Origin of the sequence: Psychrobacter sp. 16-MNA-CIBAN-0192 (assembly GCF_040309565.1) — a bacterium.
Classification (GTDB): Bacteria; Pseudomonadota; Gammaproteobacteria; order Pseudomonadales; family Moraxellaceae; genus Psychrobacter.
The window spans coordinates 100,952-116,717 of the sequence record NZ_JBEOOX010000007.1; the positions used below are offsets into that span (position 1 = coordinate 100,952).

Annotated in this window: 12 protein-coding genes and 3 tRNA genes; 10 read left to right on the forward strand and 5 right to left on the reverse strand. The window is 42.0% G+C overall.

Features of this window, described 5'->3' with window-relative positions:
• The first annotated feature begins 308 nt into the window (after positions 1-308).
• The 7 genes from AAEY78_RS07850 to AAEY78_RS07880 all read left to right on the forward strand — a co-directional run bounded on the left by AAEY78_RS07850 (position 309) and on the right by AAEY78_RS07880 (position 6,675).
• Positions 309-1,511 (forward strand): pyridoxal phosphate-dependent aminotransferase, encoded by a 1,203-nt coding sequence (locus AAEY78_RS07850; protein ID WP_352338747.1) that lies wholly within the window; start codon positions 309-311, stop codon positions 1,509-1,511.
• A 249-nt stretch (positions 1,512-1,760) separates the two neighbouring features.
• A tRNA-Asn gene (locus tag AAEY78_RS07855) sits at positions 1,761-1,836 on the forward strand.
• 262 nt (positions 1,837-2,098) lie between these two features.
• Positions 2,099-2,818, forward strand: a complete 720-nt coding sequence (locus tag AAEY78_RS07860) for an OB-fold-containig protein (protein WP_352338749.1) — start codon at positions 2,099-2,101, stop codon at positions 2,816-2,818.
• Positions 2,819-2,949: 131 nt separating this feature from the next.
• The gene (locus AAEY78_RS07865; RefSeq protein ID WP_352338750.1) at positions 2,950-4,731 is read left to right on the forward strand and encodes a flotillin family protein; all 1,782 of its coding nucleotides are present in this window, start codon (positions 2,950-2,952) and stop codon (positions 4,729-4,731) included.
• Between the two features lie 306 nt (positions 4,732-5,037).
• A tRNA-Asn gene (locus AAEY78_RS07870) sits at positions 5,038-5,113 on the forward strand.
• Positions 5,114-5,320: 207 nt separating this feature from the next.
• Positions 5,321-5,647 carry a CopG family transcriptional regulator gene (locus AAEY78_RS07875; RefSeq protein ID WP_352338751.1) on the forward strand — a complete coding sequence of 109 codons (327 nt, stop codon included), beginning with the start codon at positions 5,321-5,323 and terminating at the stop codon, positions 5,645-5,647.
• Between the two features lie 203 nt (positions 5,648-5,850).
• On the forward strand, positions 5,851-6,675 hold the full coding sequence (locus AAEY78_RS07880) for a hypothetical protein (protein ID WP_352338752.1): 825 nt from the start codon (positions 5,851-5,853) through the stop codon (positions 6,673-6,675).
• 121 nt (positions 6,676-6,796) lie between these two features.
• Here AAEY78_RS07880 and AAEY78_RS07885 read toward each other — a convergent pair whose 3' ends face one another.
• From AAEY78_RS07885 to AAEY78_RS07900, 4 genes are all read right to left on the reverse strand, one after another.
• Entirely contained in the window at positions 6,797-7,675 is an 879-nt protein-coding gene (locus AAEY78_RS07885; RefSeq protein WP_352338754.1) for a hypothetical protein, read from the reverse strand.
• Between the two features lie 189 nt (positions 7,676-7,864).
• Positions 7,865-7,955: transfer RNA gene (locus AAEY78_RS07890), tRNA-Ser, on the reverse strand.
• Between the two features lie 71 nt (positions 7,956-8,026).
• Positions 8,027-9,211, reverse strand: a complete 1,185-nt coding sequence (locus AAEY78_RS07895; RefSeq protein WP_352338755.1) for a type I glyceraldehyde-3-phosphate dehydrogenase — start codon at positions 9,209-9,211, stop codon at positions 8,027-8,029.
• Between the two features lie 173 nt (positions 9,212-9,384).
• Complete coding sequence (locus AAEY78_RS07900; protein ID WP_352338757.1) at positions 9,385-11,295, reverse strand: DEAD/DEAH box helicase; 1,911 nt, start codon at positions 11,293-11,295, stop codon at positions 9,385-9,387.
• A gap of 296 nt (positions 11,296-11,591) precedes the next feature.
• Here AAEY78_RS07900 and exaC point away from each other — a divergent pair, with 296 nt between their 5' ends.
• Complete coding sequence (gene exaC, locus AAEY78_RS07905; protein ID WP_352338759.1) at positions 11,592-13,118, forward strand: acetaldehyde dehydrogenase ExaC; 1,527 nt, start codon at positions 11,592-11,594, stop codon at positions 13,116-13,118.
• Between the two features lie 142 nt (positions 13,119-13,260).
• Positions 13,261-13,593, forward strand: a complete 333-nt coding sequence (locus AAEY78_RS07910; protein ID WP_352338760.1) for a DUF779 domain-containing protein — start codon at positions 13,261-13,263, stop codon at positions 13,591-13,593.
• Between the two features lie 35 nt (positions 13,594-13,628).
• On the opposite strand, the gene AAEY78_RS07915 is transcribed toward AAEY78_RS07910, so the two are convergent.
• Positions 13,629-14,726 carry an NERD domain-containing protein gene (locus tag AAEY78_RS07915; protein WP_352338762.1) on the reverse strand — a complete coding sequence of 366 codons (1,098 nt, stop codon included), beginning with the start codon at positions 14,724-14,726 and terminating at the stop codon, positions 13,629-13,631.
• 289 nt (positions 14,727-15,015) lie between these two features.
• Between AAEY78_RS07915 and AAEY78_RS07920 the strand changes: the two genes are divergently transcribed.
• Positions 15,016-15,615 carry a YceI family protein gene (locus AAEY78_RS07920; RefSeq protein WP_352338764.1) on the forward strand — a complete coding sequence of 200 codons (600 nt, stop codon included), beginning with the start codon at positions 15,016-15,018 and terminating at the stop codon, positions 15,613-15,615.
• The last annotated feature ends 151 nt before the right edge of the window (positions 15,616-15,766 follow it).

Consider the following 15,766-nt stretch of genomic DNA (forward strand, 5'->3'; position numbering starts at 1 on the left):
ATCTGTCTCTTTTTTAAATACTATCAATTTCATTATCAAATTTTTAATACCAACTGGAATACAGCATTGTCACTTCTATGTTTGTCACTTTCTATATTTTTTATACTTTCCGTTAAAGTGTGCTTAAGACAGTGTTGTATTGTCATGTTACAATGCGATAAACCAAATTTTAGAGCGCTAAGCTTAGCGACTTAACACCGACTATCATTCTTATACCGCCTATTCTCACTGTACATAAACCGTTGATAGTTCTGTTATCACTGGTATTGATGTACTTAAAACTCAAGCAAAAACTACAAGGATTTCCAATGAGCGAACTGCAATTGTCTGACCGCGTCAACAGCATTAAACCTTCACCAACGCTTGCCATTACCAGTAAAGCCGCAGAGCTTAAAGCAGCGGGTAAAGACATCATCGGTTTAGGTGCCGGTGAGCCGGACTTTGATACCCCAGAACATGTGAAACAAGCCGCGATTAAAGCGATTAATGAAGGCTTTACCAAATATACCGCTGTTGACGGCACACCTTCACTTAAAAAAGCCATTATTGAGAAGTTCAAACGCGATAACGACATCAGCTATGCACCGAATGAGATTTTGGTTTCTGTTGGTGGTAAGCAGTCGTTCTTTAACTTGGCGCAAGCCTTTATTAACCAAGGTGATGAAGTCATTATTCCTGCGCCATATTGGGTCAGCTATCCTGATATGGTCATTATGGCTGAAGGCGTACCAGTTATCGTTAAATGTCCTGCTGAACAAGACTTTAAAATCACCCCAGAGCAATTAGAAGTCGCTATCACTGAAAAAACCAAACTATTGGTACTTAACAGCCCTTCTAACCCAACGGGTATGATTTATAGTTTAGATGAGCTAAAAGCCCTTGCTGAAGTGCTCAAAAAGCATCCACAAGTTTATGTTGCATCAGATGACATGTATGAGCACATTCGCTGGACTAGTGACAAATTCTACAACATCTTAAATGCAGCGCCTGAGCTAAAAGAACGCGCCATTATTCTAAATGGCGTGTCAAAAGCGTATGCTATGACGGGCTGGCGTATCGGTTATGCGGGCGGTCCAGCAAAATTGATTGGCGCGATGAAAAAAGTACAAGGTCAATCAACCTCTTGCCCAACCTCAATCAGCCAAGTGGCGGCTGAAGCGGCTATCAGTGGTGATCAAAGCGTCCTAGAGCCAATGATTGCCGCTTTTGAGCAACGTTGTGACCTCGTTGTTGATGGCTTAAATGCGATTAAAGGTATCACTTGCTTGCGTCCAGATGGTGCGTTCTACGTATATCCAAATATCGTGCCATTAATTAAAGCCGCTGGTCTAAAGTCTTGTACTGAATTCTCAGCATGGTTACTTGAAAAAGTTGGCGTTGCTGTCGTACCTGGTGATGCGTTCGGTCTTGGCGGTCATATGCGTATCTCTTACGCGACCGATGAAGCGACTTTAAAAGACGCGTTATCACGTATCGAAAAAGCCGTTGCTGAGCTAGATGTTGTCGCATAAGCACAAGGTAAAGCTACTACCAGCTCTGTGAAAAATAAGAAAAGACGTCCAAAATTGGACGTCTTTTTATGTATTTTGCTTTTTTATCGTAAAATAATGACTAAATATACGCTATTTCATAGTTTTTATTAAAAATTTCAAAATAAAGCTTGACGAATTTTTTATCTTTGCTAGAATACGCCCCACTTAGGATGAACTCGAAAGCGTTTATTCTAAGCTCGCAGTAAGATACTAACCCTTACCGCTTATTCCTCAATAGCTCAGTTGGTAGAGCGTCGGACTGTTAATCCGTGTGTCCCTGGTTCGAGCCCAGGTTGAGGAGCCACATTCTAGTAGTAAATATTTGAATCCCTTTTGATTCGATTATGGCATTTGCCAAAACCCTCATCTCTTTGATGAGGGTTTTTTTATGGCTGTTACTTTTATATGCCTATTTATATTGGTGCTGAGTTTATTCTATATTTTTAATAGCAGCGCTATATCATAATGAAGAAACCCTCTTTTTTTGACAACATTTATCGTGTTTTCTGATAACCATTACGTTACACTAGGGTCAATTTCATTAATAACTTTGTTTAGATACGCTAATGTGGGAACTTTTAAATACCTCAGCTTTTGCGCCTTTTGCCATTGCTGCTTTAGTTTTGCTTATTTTACTGGTCGTTGAGCTACTGGGATTTTTCTTTGGTGGCATCAGCGGCTTTTTAGATAATCTCTTGCCTGATGCATTAGCCGATGCGGATTTCGATAGCAATGTCAACATGACTGCAGATGCTGATATCAGCTTAGGATTAAAAGCGCTTGACTGGCTGTATGTCGGTCGTATTCCCACGATGATATTACTCATTGTGTTGATTGCCAGCTTTTGTATTTCAGGCTTTGTGATTCAGCAACTGGCATTTGCGGTATTAGGCAGCTTTATATCACCTTGGCTTGCCAGCCTTGATGCGCTGGTTATTAGCTTTCCCTTACTCAAAATCATTGCAAGTGTGCTGTATCCTATCTTACCCAAAGATGAAAGTAGCGCGGTCAGTGCCGACTCATTGGTCGGACGACAGGCGCGTATTATTTTAGGCTATGCCAGTATCGGGCAGCCAGCTCAAGCCAAGCTCACTGACGAGCACGGGCAAACGCATTACGTCATGGTTGAGCCTGACCCTGCTTTTGTCGCTGATAACTTTGCCAGCAGTCGGGTATCGTTACCCATTGCCAGTGATATTAATAACCCTACTATCACTATTACGGCTGCAGATGTGCTCATTATTACCAAAAAAGCCAGCGGGCATTACTTGGTCAAAAAATTATAATTTTTAATAACCCTTAAAATATTCAAAACCTTAAGACATTCAAAAAAACTCATTCCAAATAACAATAATACGCAATACTCCCTTTCTCATACTGATTTAAATACTCATACTGACACATTTATAGGATTGCTATGGATACCTTAATTTATTGGCTCGTTATCGCAGGGGTTATTGTCGTTGCCTTGCTTATTATTGGCTTTATTTTCACACGGCTCTACACTCGCGCCAGTAAAGAGGTGTCTTTTGTGCGGACGGGTATGGGCGGCGAAAGCGTTATTTTGAACGGTGGCGCGTTTGTGCTGCCGGTATTGCATGAAGTTATTCCGGTCAATATGAATACCCTACGCTTAGAAGTGCGTCGCGCTGATACTGAAGCCTTGATTACCAAAGATAGGATGCGCGTCGATGTCAAAGCCGAGTTTTATGTGCGTGTCAGCCCGCTAAAAGAGTCGATAGCCACCGCCGCGCAAACCTTAGGTATGAAAACCATGGCACCCAGTGAGCTAAAAGAGCTGGTCGAAGGTAAATTCGTTGATGCCCTACGTGCCGTTGCTGCTGAAATGCAAATGGAAGAGCTGCATGAAAAGCGAGTGGACTTTGTGCAGCGCGTGCAGCGTGCCGTATCAGAGGATTTGGCTAAAAATGGTCTGGAGCTAGAAACAGTTTCACTGACGGGACTTGATCAGACTAAGTTTGAATACTTTAATCCCCAAAACGCTTTTGATGCTGAGGGTATGACGCGTCTGACCAAAACCATTCAAGAGCGCTTAAAGCTACGTAATGATATTGAGCAAGAAACAGATTTGGCGATTAAAACCAAAAACCTAGAAGCCGAACGTAGCCGTATTAATATCGTTCGGGAAGAAGAGTATGCCAAGCTTGAGCAGGAGCGTGAAATCTCTATTCGCCGCGCTGAACAAGCCTCTAATATCGCAACCGAAGAGAGCATCAAGCAGCGTGAAGCTGAAGCAGCCAAAATCTCAGCGCAACGCGAAATCGACCTGCAACGTATCAATGCTGACCGTGATACCAAAAATCAAAATATCATGAAAGAGCAAGCAGTTGAGCAAGCCAACATCGAACGCCAAAAATCACTTGAACTATCAGAACAAGAACGACAAATTGCCGTCGCTGAAAAATCACGGGCAGAGTCGATGGCAAAAGCCGAAGCCGATAAAGCCCGTGCCCTTGCCGTCCAACAGGCAGAAAACGTCACCACCGTGCGTGAACGTGAGATTGCTGAGCGCGCCAAAGCCGTACGCTTGATTAAAGCCTCAGAAGAAGCCGAAATAGATGCCATTGAAATCAAAGTCGCTGCCCAAGCTGAAAAACAAGCCGCTGCTGATAGAGCGGAAGCGGTGCGCATTGAAGCCCAAGCAGCAGCAGATAAGCAGCGTTTAATTGCACAAGGTGAGGCAGATGCACAACTGGTCATTGCCCATGCAACAGCCGAAAAATACCGCGTGAAAGCCGAAGGACAAGAAGCACTCAATAAAGCGGCAAATATGCTGTCATCTGATCAAATCGACATGCAAATTCGTATTGCCTTGCTTGAGCGCCTACCCTCAATCATCGCCGAATCGGTCAAGCCTATTCAAAACATTGACGGTATTAAAATATTACAGGTTGGTGGCAATGGCGCAGGCATGCTGGGTGGACCAGCAGCAAATGGCGTTACAGCAGATACTACAGGCAATGGCTCATCCAGTAATTCATTAGCCGATGATATGGTCAGCTCCGCCTTACGTTATCGCAGTCAAGCACCGCTCATTGATCACTTGTTGGGTGAGCTTGGACTGGCAGGTGGTGGCGACATGAATGCCTTAACTGAAGCCTTAGTAGATTCACAGTTTAGCCCTGTCAACAACAAGCGCACCGCTAATAGTAAAGCTAACAACAGTAATCGTACTTAGAGGTCAAATAACCGCTCATCTCCAAATAAACATAGTGGCAAAAATATCTAATAACCCCTATTTATACTAATAGCTATTTTATATATTCTTAGGATTATTTAGCCTTAGTAATAGGGCTGACCCTTAAAGAAAAAAGGAACTTTGATACAATACCTTAAATTTTATAATAAATTGGTCATTAGGGTTGACAGTTATCAAAACCTTGGCTAGAATACCTCCCACATAACGCAAACACTGTTAGAGAGTTTGTAGCATATTTAAAATAACGACTACGTTATTCCAATCATGCAAGTTATGACATTCTATTCCTCAATAGCTCAGTTGGTAGAGCGTCGGACTGTTAATCCGTGTGTCCCTGGTTCGAGCCCAGGTTGAGGAGCCATATTCAAAGAGACCTTCACTTTTAACGGTGAAGGTTTTTTTATGGTTGATTATTTTACCATTTAGCGGTTATTTTGACGACTCTCTACACCAGTCGCTACTTGATTCATGCCTTAGCATTCTATTTTACCGCGCTTTACTGTATGGTAAGTATAACCGACTCTCGTCTACACCCTGACTTCCTATTTACTATAAAGAATGGTTTATTATGATACCTGTACGCATCAAAAATAAGTTCTCAGATCATCCACAAAAAATCATGCGCCCTATTAGTATTCGCCTGTCAGAGGAGATGATTGAGCTACTAGGCGCAACCTCAGAGGAGCTTGGTTTTAAGCGTATTCAAGGGCTGATACGGCTCTACATTCGCCAAGGGCTTGACCGCGATCATCAGGACTATACGCTAGCGCATGATGAAGTATTTATTGAAACATTACGCAAAAATGGTGTCAGTCAACGTATTATTGATGAGGCTATTGTGGTAACGCATAATCAGCACATAACTCAGCCATTAACCAAGCTACAAGATAAATAACCCTATAAATAATAGTGCTTATCACTATGCATCCAGCCTGACGCAACAACTCTCGTTTTTCATTGCCAGCACTCTTTTATCTGATATTCTTATATAAACAAGGTATATTCATTACAATGATTGATACTTCGTTAATTTATTAAGTAGTGTTGCCATTATCAATAATTGACAGTACATAATGAGCATTGAAAAGGAGGTCGATTATGTTTTTCAGGTTAAAAGAGCTGTTATCCACCGATAAGCATATAAATATACAGCCATTTATCTCATTAAAATATGCTAAAGCGCAATATTATCAGCATACCTCGCGTCAATTGCTGGTACGACTGTCATTAATGATGCCGCTTATGATAATAACGCCATTAATGATAGGGTGTTCAGGAACCCAAACCGATCCCAATCAACAAAGCATCCCGACCGACTCCAATCAATGGCAAAAAAAACTGGGTGCTACTTTTGAGCAATTGCCCGTATCTGATCAGCAATTATTAAGTCGCTATATGCTGCGTATGAAGCTGAGTGAAGCGTACGAATCGGGGGCTATGCCGCGCATCACTATCAAGCAGGCCTTGATACAACAGCGAGAGTATGAGCGCTTACATCCAAACAACCCAACCGGTAAGAAAAGCCCTATGGTTACCTCTGACATAGCGGACAAGCAACATTACGCCATTGCCCTACTTCCTGTCAAAGCCAGCACTGATGATAGTCTAAACCAAGTCAAACTACAGTTTGTACTGTCTAATGAGGGCGCAGTGCCCATCCGAAGCTTTCAGGGCACGCTGCTAATGCAAGATGCTAAGCTTACTAACGGTAAGCGTTTTGATGTGCCGCTTAGCGCATTTAACCCGCCTATCGCTACGGATCAGTCCAGCATTATCATCATTGAGTCCAGCATTAAAGACGTCAATGTGATGCGCGCTATTAAAAACGCCCAAGATGTCACGATTGTTATTGATGAAGGGGTGATGGAGCTGAGCGATGGAGAAAAAATCGTATTTACCCCTCAGTCTGTTGATGTTAAATGATTGGGTTTAGGCGCGTATAATTGCGTTTAAGACACATAAAATAAAAGCCCCAATCAGAGAATGATTGGGGCTTTTTTATTAAAACATTAATAATTTTAATATTTTAATAAGTAGCAAATATTTATTTTAGATCACCATCAAAAAAGATACCTCTATTTTTAGCGCCATTGGTGCCTAATAAGATAAGCCCACCGTCTTCGTTTATAAGCGCAACACCTGTGTGAGTTTCACCATTCGCAAGACAATCACTGCTAGCAAACTTAACACTTGCTTTAAAATAACGACCAGAGCCTGCAAGTGTTAGGTTACCTGACATTTTGCAGCGTTCAACTTGACCAATAAAACTACCTTTATTAGAAAAAACGACCGTTCCACGCGCCTTACCGTCATCATCAGTCATATAGGTATCGCCCATGAAAGTTTTACTATCTAGCATACTCAAACTCTGCTTTTGGCTAGATAATTTTTCATTATACTTTACGCTATAATTTGTTGCGTTTGGCAAGTTATCGTAGGTCTTACCTATTACCATATTTGCAGTGGTATAGTCACCCTCTATAGTGATAGGATTCGCTATTCGGTCTTCATAAGAGTATTCCACCCCTTTAACGGTAAAGCTGCCGTTACTACCTCTGATATTCGTATTACTGTTAGTAAATCCTAAAATATCACCTTTATCGCTATTAGCATGGATAAACCACAAGTTCTCATTATCATCAACTAAGCCATTTAATACATATGATTTACCGGTCACATCTGTAGAGGTTCCACTATAGATACCAGAAAGCAATTTGGCTTCTGTTTGCGTTCCATCAGGAAATGCAGGTGGTGTATTTGAGTCAGTCGGTGGCTGATTGGGCGTCGAGCCGCCTTGGTTGGGAGTGGTCGGTTGACCTGTGCCGCCAGACGGTAACCCTGGCATAACGCCCGGTCTAGAGTCGTCACTACCACAGCCTAGAAGGGTTGCGCCTACTACCAAGTACAAAGCTAATTTTTTCAATATTCTTGCCTCAAATGATATTACTCAAAGCCTGAGAGAATAAACAATATTTTAGTCATTGGCAACTGTACTGTTAAGCCATATTGGTTCTTTATAGTTATTTTTGTAATTATAATTTAATTAGGCATAAAAAAATCCCCAATCAAAATATGACTGGGGATTTTTTATTTTTAACTACTTTTTTCAATTTGGCGGAGACGGAGAGATTCGAACTCTCGAAGGGCTATGAACCCTTGTCGGTTTTCAAGACCGGTGCATTCAACCGCTCTGCCACGTCTCCATTGGTGCATCATTATATAGAGAAATGAGCAGAATACAAGACCTTTGATAAAAAAAATGAAATATTTTTATTTAAGCCGATTCAGCAGTCAATAATTTACGAGAAATAGGGGTATTAGATGCCAGCTGCAAGCACATATCGAGCAGACGATTGGCATAGCCCCACTCATTATCATACCAAGCAAATACTTTATACTGATTGCCCACTTGCATGAGCTGGGCGCCATCAATAATAAGTGACTGAGGTTGATGGATAAAATCGCTCGATACCAGCGGCTCGTCAGTATATGCCATGATGTTATGTAAATAACCGTTACTGGCAGTCTTTAATACATTTCTAATATCTTCAATGGTGACACCTGAGGTAGTAAATACAAAGTTGACATCAATGGCAGCCACGTTAATAGTCGGAACGCGAATAGAATGCCCATTGATTTTACCAATCATGGCGGGCAAGACGCGCTCGGTGGCGGCAATACTGCTCGAGGTGGTTGGGATAATATTATAGCCCGATGCGCGCGCCCGTCTTGGGTCGCGGTGGGCTTGGTCTAGCACGGTTTGGTCAGCGGTCACTGCATGTATTTCCGTCATCATCGCTGACTCGACGCCAAAGGCTTTATCTAGCGCATCAATCAGCGGTACTAATGCTTGTGTGGTACAAGAGACACTGGAAATAATAGGCAAATTCGTGGTTAATTCGTCACTATTAACGCCCATTACAATACAAGCATCGACCGTATCAAAGGGCGCAGCACCAATAATAACCTGATGTGCACCGGCGTCAATATGCGTATGTGCCTGCTCGTAAGAGCGGAAATAACCAGTACACTCTAACACCATATCAATACCAAGCTCTTGCCATGGTAGGTTTTTAGGATCGGCTTCTGAGAGCATACGGATACAGTAGGTATAATCATTTTTGGTTAAACACAGCTGCGTCTCGCTGGTCTCATCAATACCATTAACCATCAATTCTGCATTCACTCCAAGCCGACTCAAGCGACCATGAGTACTATCAAACTTTAATAAATGCAATAAAATATCAGCAGGCGCTAAGTCGTTAATTGCCACCACATGAATCGCCCGTCCGAGCACTTCAAAGCGCTCTAGCAGGGCGCGCAGCACATTGCGTCCTATGCGCCCAAAGCCATTAATCGCTACTCTGAGCGGCTGAATATGGTCGCTATTGGCATGAAAAGCGGTCGCAACCGCAAAATCGGAAGTCAGGCAATATTTGGCGCTAGAAAAATCAGGCATAAAAAAGTATCACTATCCATGTGGAGATTAGGGTATGCGGGCGGCATATGAGAGATAAGAGCAAGAGGTTAAGCATGCTGATAGCAACATGCTTATAAATTCTTAGTCACTATGTGTGGTTTATAGCATTTACTGTAGCATGCCATATTTTTATCGCTATTTAAAAAGTGGTATTAAGGAGTGATAAAAATAAGTGCCAGACGTATGGCGTTGTAATCCAGCGTTTGTTTTAGATGCTCATAGATGGGCTTGATTTTAATATTGCCATCATCCGCAAAGTCATTGGGGTTGTTTGCGACTTTAATCGCCACATACGCATTACCAACAGCCGTCATTACTTCTGCATCAGGGCGCAAATGATCGCAAGCAAGGCTAAGATCTTGGCGTTTAAGATCACTAATATGGCGCATAATGGTCGATTGTGCAAGTCCACGCGCTTCAGCAATCTCCGCAATGCTCAGGCTTTCTTCTAATAACAACCGCGTGGCAAGTAAGGTACTGGCAGATTTATCAGCGATTTGATTGCCCAATTTCTGCTTTTTGTTTTGCTGAGCCAATTGCTGTTCGCGGCGCTTTTTTTGTAAGCTGGCATACGCATCAATGACGGATTTGCTTAATGTGCCGCCTGATTTCAGGATAAAGTTATCATGTTCTTGCTTCATACTTTTTTCATCAAGCATGGCATAATTAGCATCAGCTTCATCAGAAAGCACCAAAAAGCGCTTATCCGCACCGCGTGCCAGTGGGTCTAACTGTAAGCTCATCTCATTCATACCGAGCAGCTGTAAGCCCGCCAGCGATTTAAGCCGTGACAGCGCCACATAGCCTTGCCCCAGCTCAAAGGTGCGTGATAAATCAATCTCAGCAGCATCAAGGGTCATGCCTTGTGATTTATGAATGGTAATCGCCCATGCCAAACACAGTGGCACTTGCTCATAACTTGCCAGCACCTCGCCGTGCTCATCTTCAATAATCCACTCTTCTGGTTCAGCAACTACTTCACGCCCTGTATTTAATCTAACCACTGGCATTTTTTTGGTAGTTGCTACTTTATTCTTCTCTTTTGACTTTTCTTTCTTATCAGCTTTTGCTTTAGACTTACTGTCTGTGTTTGCGTCATCATCAATGAGTGCATCACTCTTACTGCTATCGTCTTCTACTTTTACCGCAGCAAAGCCAACCAATTCGCCCATCGTACCGTTAGAAACGCCAAGCTCAGTATTATTTTTGATAAACATCACTTTTGCGCCAATTTTTAAGATGAGTTCGTCTTGGGTACGCACGGTCTTTTTTAGAGTCTCAACCAGTTTAGGGTCACCGTTCAAAGTGGCATCAAAGCGCATCGTCTCACCTTTTAAATCAGCAAGCTCTTTATCATTGATTTTATTGACGTTGAGATTATGGGTATATAGGCGCGTACGTTTGATATCAATATCTTGATTAAAGGTATTTTCAAGGGCGGCAATCGATTCAAAGCTGACTTCTTGACGGCGAATTTGGTTCAAAATATCGTCCAAATCAATCCCGCCGTTCGCCTCTTCGCTCACCTGACGATGTTGCTCACTCAGATAACAAATGTGAAAGCCAGCATCGAGCCATGCTTGCGACATAAAGGCAAACTTCTCGCGATTACTCTCACCGCGACTGCCAATCGGTGGCAACTGAAAAAAATCGCCAGCAACCACCACTTGAATCCCACCGAACGCTAGCGGACTTTTACGCACGTGTTTAAGTACTTCATTAACGACATTTAGCTGCTTAGCATGGAGCATCGATATTTCATCAATAACCAGTACCGCAGTGTCTTTTAGCCTATCGGCTAAAAACTGCTTGCGTGCCAAATTGGTCAAATCACGCTCTGACAATTCATCTTTAATACCAATACCCGACCAGCTATGAATGGTCGTGCCATTCATATGGGTTGCAGCAATACCCGTACTTGCGGTGACAGCAACGGGTACACGGCGCGCGCGCAGATAGTTAATATATTGGTTAAGGGTATAGGTCTTGCCTGAACCTGCTGAACCCGTCAAAAAGACGTTTTGACCTGTTTTTAGAATATCAAGAGCAGAAGATTGACGCATATATCCAAACCAACCAGTAATATAAGAAGAGAAAAAATGAGATAAATAACGATAGCCGTTAAAAATATTTAGGAACAATTATAACAGCTCGCTTGCCATTGCAAACGACTTTAACGCCATATCGAGATATAACTTAACGTTATATAAATTGCTACAAACTACTATTAAAAGTAGCTATCAGTCCGGACAAAAGCTCAGTAGGATAGAGTGAGCTTGTAAAGACAGTAATACGATCAGGAAGATCAAACGTTGTCTCCGTTCATTAGCGAGGCAGATAACAAAACAAGGAGTGGTTCATGTTATACGCTTATCCAAATACTGAAAATAGTCCGGTACAATTTCGTAAAAAATACGATAACTTTATCAATGGCGAATGGGTTGCGCCCGTTGACGGTGAATACTTTGATAATCCAAGCCCGATTGATGGCAAAATTATCTGTCAAGTGGCTCGCTCTAAAGCCGCAGATATCGAAATAGCTCTAGATGCAGCGCATGCGGCAAAGGACGCTTGGGGGAAAACGAGCGTTACTGAGCGCTCAAATACCTTACTCAAACTTGCTGATAGTATCGAAGCTAACATAGAAAATATTGCTATTGCTGAATGCTATGAGAATGGCAAACCAGTGCGCGAAACTCTTGCTGCTGACATTCCTCTAGCCGTTGACCATTTACGTTATTTTGCGGGTGCTCTGCGGGCGCAAGAAGGCGGTATCAGCCAAATTGATGAAGATACGGTGGCATATCATTTCCATGAACCACTTGGCGTCGTTGGGCAAATTATCCCGTGGAACTTTCCAATTTTAATGGCAATGTGGAAACTTGCCCCTGCCCTTGCTGCTGGAAACTGCGTCATTCTCAAGCCTGCTGAGCAAACCCCTGCTTCTATCTTATATATGTTAGATATCATTGGTGCGGCGGATATTTTGCCTAAAGGCGTGCTTAACGTCGTTAATGGTTTTGGCGTTGAAGCGGGAAAACCGCTTGCCTCGAACCCGCGTATTAATAAAATTGCTTTTACTGGTGAAACGACAACTGGTCGCTTGATTATGCAATACGCCAGTGAAAACATCATTCCTGTGACGCTAGAATTGGGTGGTAAAAGTCCGAATATTTTCTTTGCCGATATCATGGATGAAGATGACGATTTCTTGGATAAAGCCATTGAAGGCTTATTGATGTTTGCCTTTAACCAAGGCGAAGTATGTACTTGTCCGTCACGTGCCTTAGTACACGAAAGTATCTATGACGAATTTATCAAACGCTGTATCGCGCGCGTAGAAGCCATTAAATTGGGTAATCCACTCGATACCGACACTATGGTTGGCGCACAAGCCAGCTCCGATCAGTTAGAAAAAATCCTCTCATATCTCGATATTGGTAAAAAAGAAGGCGCAAAAGTATTGGTTGGTGGCGAACAAGCCAAACATGAGGGCGACATTGGAGATGGCTATTATGTGCAGCCGACTATCTTTGAGGGCACCAATGATATGCGTGTGTTCCAAGAAGAAATCTTTGGACCCGTACTTGCCGTCACTACTTTTAAAGATGATGAGGAAGCCATGACCATTGCCAACGATACCCTTTATGGTCTTGGTGCTGGCGTATGGACACGTGATGGCACACGTGCTTATCGCTTTGGACGCGGTATTAAAGCTGGGCGTGTGTGGACGAATTGTTACCACCATTATCCAGCACATGCGGCATTTGGCGGTTACAAACAGTCGGGTATCGGTCGCGAAAACCATCTCATGATGCTGGGTCATTACCAACAAACTAAAAACATGCTGGTCTCTTATAGTAATAAGGCGATGGGGTTTTTCTAACTTATGCAGTCTAACTTAACCTGTCAGAAAATTTTTCTTGAAATATAATTAATAAATGCAATTTATCATCTGGTAGGTTGCATTTTTTCTTAATAGCGAAATAGCTTATTCATTATATTTTATTGTTTATAAGGAAATTGACATGAAAATTGCTGCTACAAAATCCTGTAAAGAACTGATTGAATTACTAAAATCCAAACATGGCGAGTTGATGTTTCATCAATCAGGCGGCTGCTGTGATGGTAGCTCTCCCATGTGTTATCCCTTAGGCGAATTTAAAATTGGCGGGCAAGATGTACTGGTTGGTGAGCTGGCAGGCTGCCCATTTTATATGGGAGCCGCCCAATACAAGCTATGGCAACATACCGATTTAACCATCGATGTGGTCAATGGTCGCGGTGCTAGTTTTTCGCTAGAAATACCAGAAGGCAAACGCTTTATTGTGCGTTCAGAAATATGTGCGATTAAGGATTAGAGGCTATTGTTTGATAACCAATTAATAGTTATCGGCTAACCAATATTCACAATTCCCCAGCATTTAGGAAACTGCATACAGCCATAAAACATTTGACCTTGGCGCGCCCCTTTTTTGGCAACACGCTCAACCATGTCGCTATTACATTTTGGGCAACTAGGAGTATTAGAGGCGCTATCAGATGTATTGGATGAGACATTAGATGAGACATAGTTAGCGGTGTTAACTATATTAGCTGGTTCAGAACTGCTGCTTTTAGGAATGGTAGATTTAGGCATTGTAGTTTCAGGCGATACAGCCTCAGGAATATTACTTTTAGGTTGCTCAAAACCATTAAGATTAACGTTACTTAACGGTATCTCATCTACAACGGCGAATGGCGTAAGATACATTATATCGCAGCGGGATTGAATAACTGGTAAGTTTATTTTTTCAACTTCAGTTTGACCTGACCAACGCTGCACTTCTCTATTTTCGATAGGAACTTTTGGGTTTAGTGTAGGACTTGTTTTAGCAATAGGCGGTGCTTTTAACGCTTTTACAGGCTCATTTTTTAGCGCTTGATTACCATGTTTATTTTGTAAATACGCTTTATGCTGGCGATTGGTACGCCACGATTTGGCAAAGCGATTGTTTTCTATCTGCTCAACAATCGACTTAACATCTGCTTCGGTTAACAATATATTTTGCTTGTCCTTAATATAGGTGACCATGCCACTTTTCATCACGTTTTTTGGCAGCTCATCAGCCGTCTTAATCTCACATTCACCGATAAAAACAATCATGGAATGAAAATAATGCATATCCAGCGCTAATAATTCGGCTAAGGTTTTAACATGGAGATAATTTTGACGTAATGGATTTTGGAATTTATATTTCCGACCCATTATTGATTGCGTCCACTGCGCTTGTCGTTCACTGCCAAATATCCAACCTTTATAGTGCTTGGTTTCAATAACGAAAATGCCATAAATAGAGACGATAATATGATCAATCTGAGTACTACCGCCATTCGCTAGCGGTAGAGTAATATTATTTAGCCGATGGTAAGTGTGCTTATCAAGCATCAGCCACGTCGCAAGATTAATAACGGTCTCGCCTACAAAGCCTTTAAAACTGGACATTAGCGACATGAGCGCATCTCAATAGATAGTATAGGTATTGGCAGGAATGACAGTCTAAAGTAACGATAAAAGCGGATACCCTTATCATTGATTACTGCCGCTCATCACCTTTAAAATGGTATCATAAACAATTGTTTTTAAAAGTGTTATATGCGATTATTCATAAATCCGCTCACCTACTTATAGCAACCACTCACTTTTCTGATGGCTCATTTGCCTGCTTTTCTATTAATGATCAACGATAACCACAAACGCGAGATAACAGCGCGTACCCACTCTTAGCTTTTGGATTACTATTATGATGTTACTTGCCCGCCCTCTATTTGCTATTACTTTAAGTAGCTGTTTGCTGCTCACTCTGCCCGTTATCAGCAGTGCCGCTGCACCGCAAAAATGGAAACTAGATGTACCGAAAACCAATGTAGATTTTAAGGTAGCGTATTTAGGAAGTGGCACCGTAGAAGGTCAATTTAATAAGGTTAATGGCACTATTAATTATGATATAAAAGATCCAACGAGCACTACTATTAATTTTGTCGTGAGTACCAATAGTATAGATGCCGGCGGAAAGTTAAGAAACTCGTTTTTGCGCCGAAAAGAGCTGTTAAATACTGCACAATATCCTACGATGACCTTTGTATCAAAAAAAGTCAGCATGATTAATGATAAAGAAGCAAACGTGACGGGTAATTTTACAGTATTAGGAAAGACCAAACCATTGACGGTGAGAGTCACGCTGGCTAATGTTGAAACTGACCCAGTGACTAAAAAGCCCACGTTAAAATTCCGTGCGACAGGTATTATCGATAGATATACTTATGGCGTGACTGCGTTTCCAAAAGTGGTCGGCAATATGATACCGCTTGATATTACGGGAAATTTGATTGCATCCAATTAAGCAAAGAAACTAAATAAAAAAGAGTGGCTAGACTTCTAGCTACTCTTTTTTGTTCGAAATTAAAGTAGATAAAACGAGCCTATCCTAAAAAGTGTGTAACTGCTTATAATCCACTAACCGGAGAATAAGCAATGACTACTCAATCTGACAT

Coding starts and splice junctions, on each gene's coding strand:
- AAEY78_RS07850 (WP_352338747.1), top strand. CDS start 309: ATGAGCGAACTGCAATTGTCTGACCGCGTCAACAGCATTAAACCTTCA.
- AAEY78_RS07860 (WP_352338749.1), top strand. CDS start 2,099: ATGTGGGAACTTTTAAATACCTCAGCTTTTGCGCCTTTTGCCATTGCT.
- AAEY78_RS07865 (WP_352338750.1), top strand. CDS start 2,950: ATGGATACCTTAATTTATTGGCTCGTTATCGCAGGGGTTATTGTCGTT.
- AAEY78_RS07875 (WP_352338751.1), top strand. CDS start 5,321: ATGATACCTGTACGCATCAAAAATAAGTTCTCAGATCATCCACAAAAA.
- AAEY78_RS07880 (WP_352338752.1), top strand. CDS start 5,851: ATGTTTTTCAGGTTAAAAGAGCTGTTATCCACCGATAAGCATATAAAT.
- AAEY78_RS07895 (WP_352338755.1), bottom strand. CDS start 9,211: ATGCCTGATTTTTCTAGCGCCAAATATTGCCTGACTTCCGATTTTGCG.
- AAEY78_RS07900 (WP_352338757.1), bottom strand. CDS start 11,295: ATGCGTCAATCTTCTGCTCTTGATATTCTAAAAACAGGTCAAAACGTC.
- exaC (WP_352338759.1), top strand. CDS start 11,592: ATGTTATACGCTTATCCAAATACTGAAAATAGTCCGGTACAATTTCGT.
- AAEY78_RS07910 (WP_352338760.1), top strand. CDS start 13,261: ATGAAAATTGCTGCTACAAAATCCTGTAAAGAACTGATTGAATTACTA.
- AAEY78_RS07915 (WP_352338762.1), bottom strand. CDS start 14,726: ATGTCGCTAATGTCCAGTTTTAAAGGCTTTGTAGGCGAGACCGTTATT.
- AAEY78_RS07920 (WP_352338764.1), top strand. CDS start 15,016: ATGATGTTACTTGCCCGCCCTCTATTTGCTATTACTTTAAGTAGCTGT.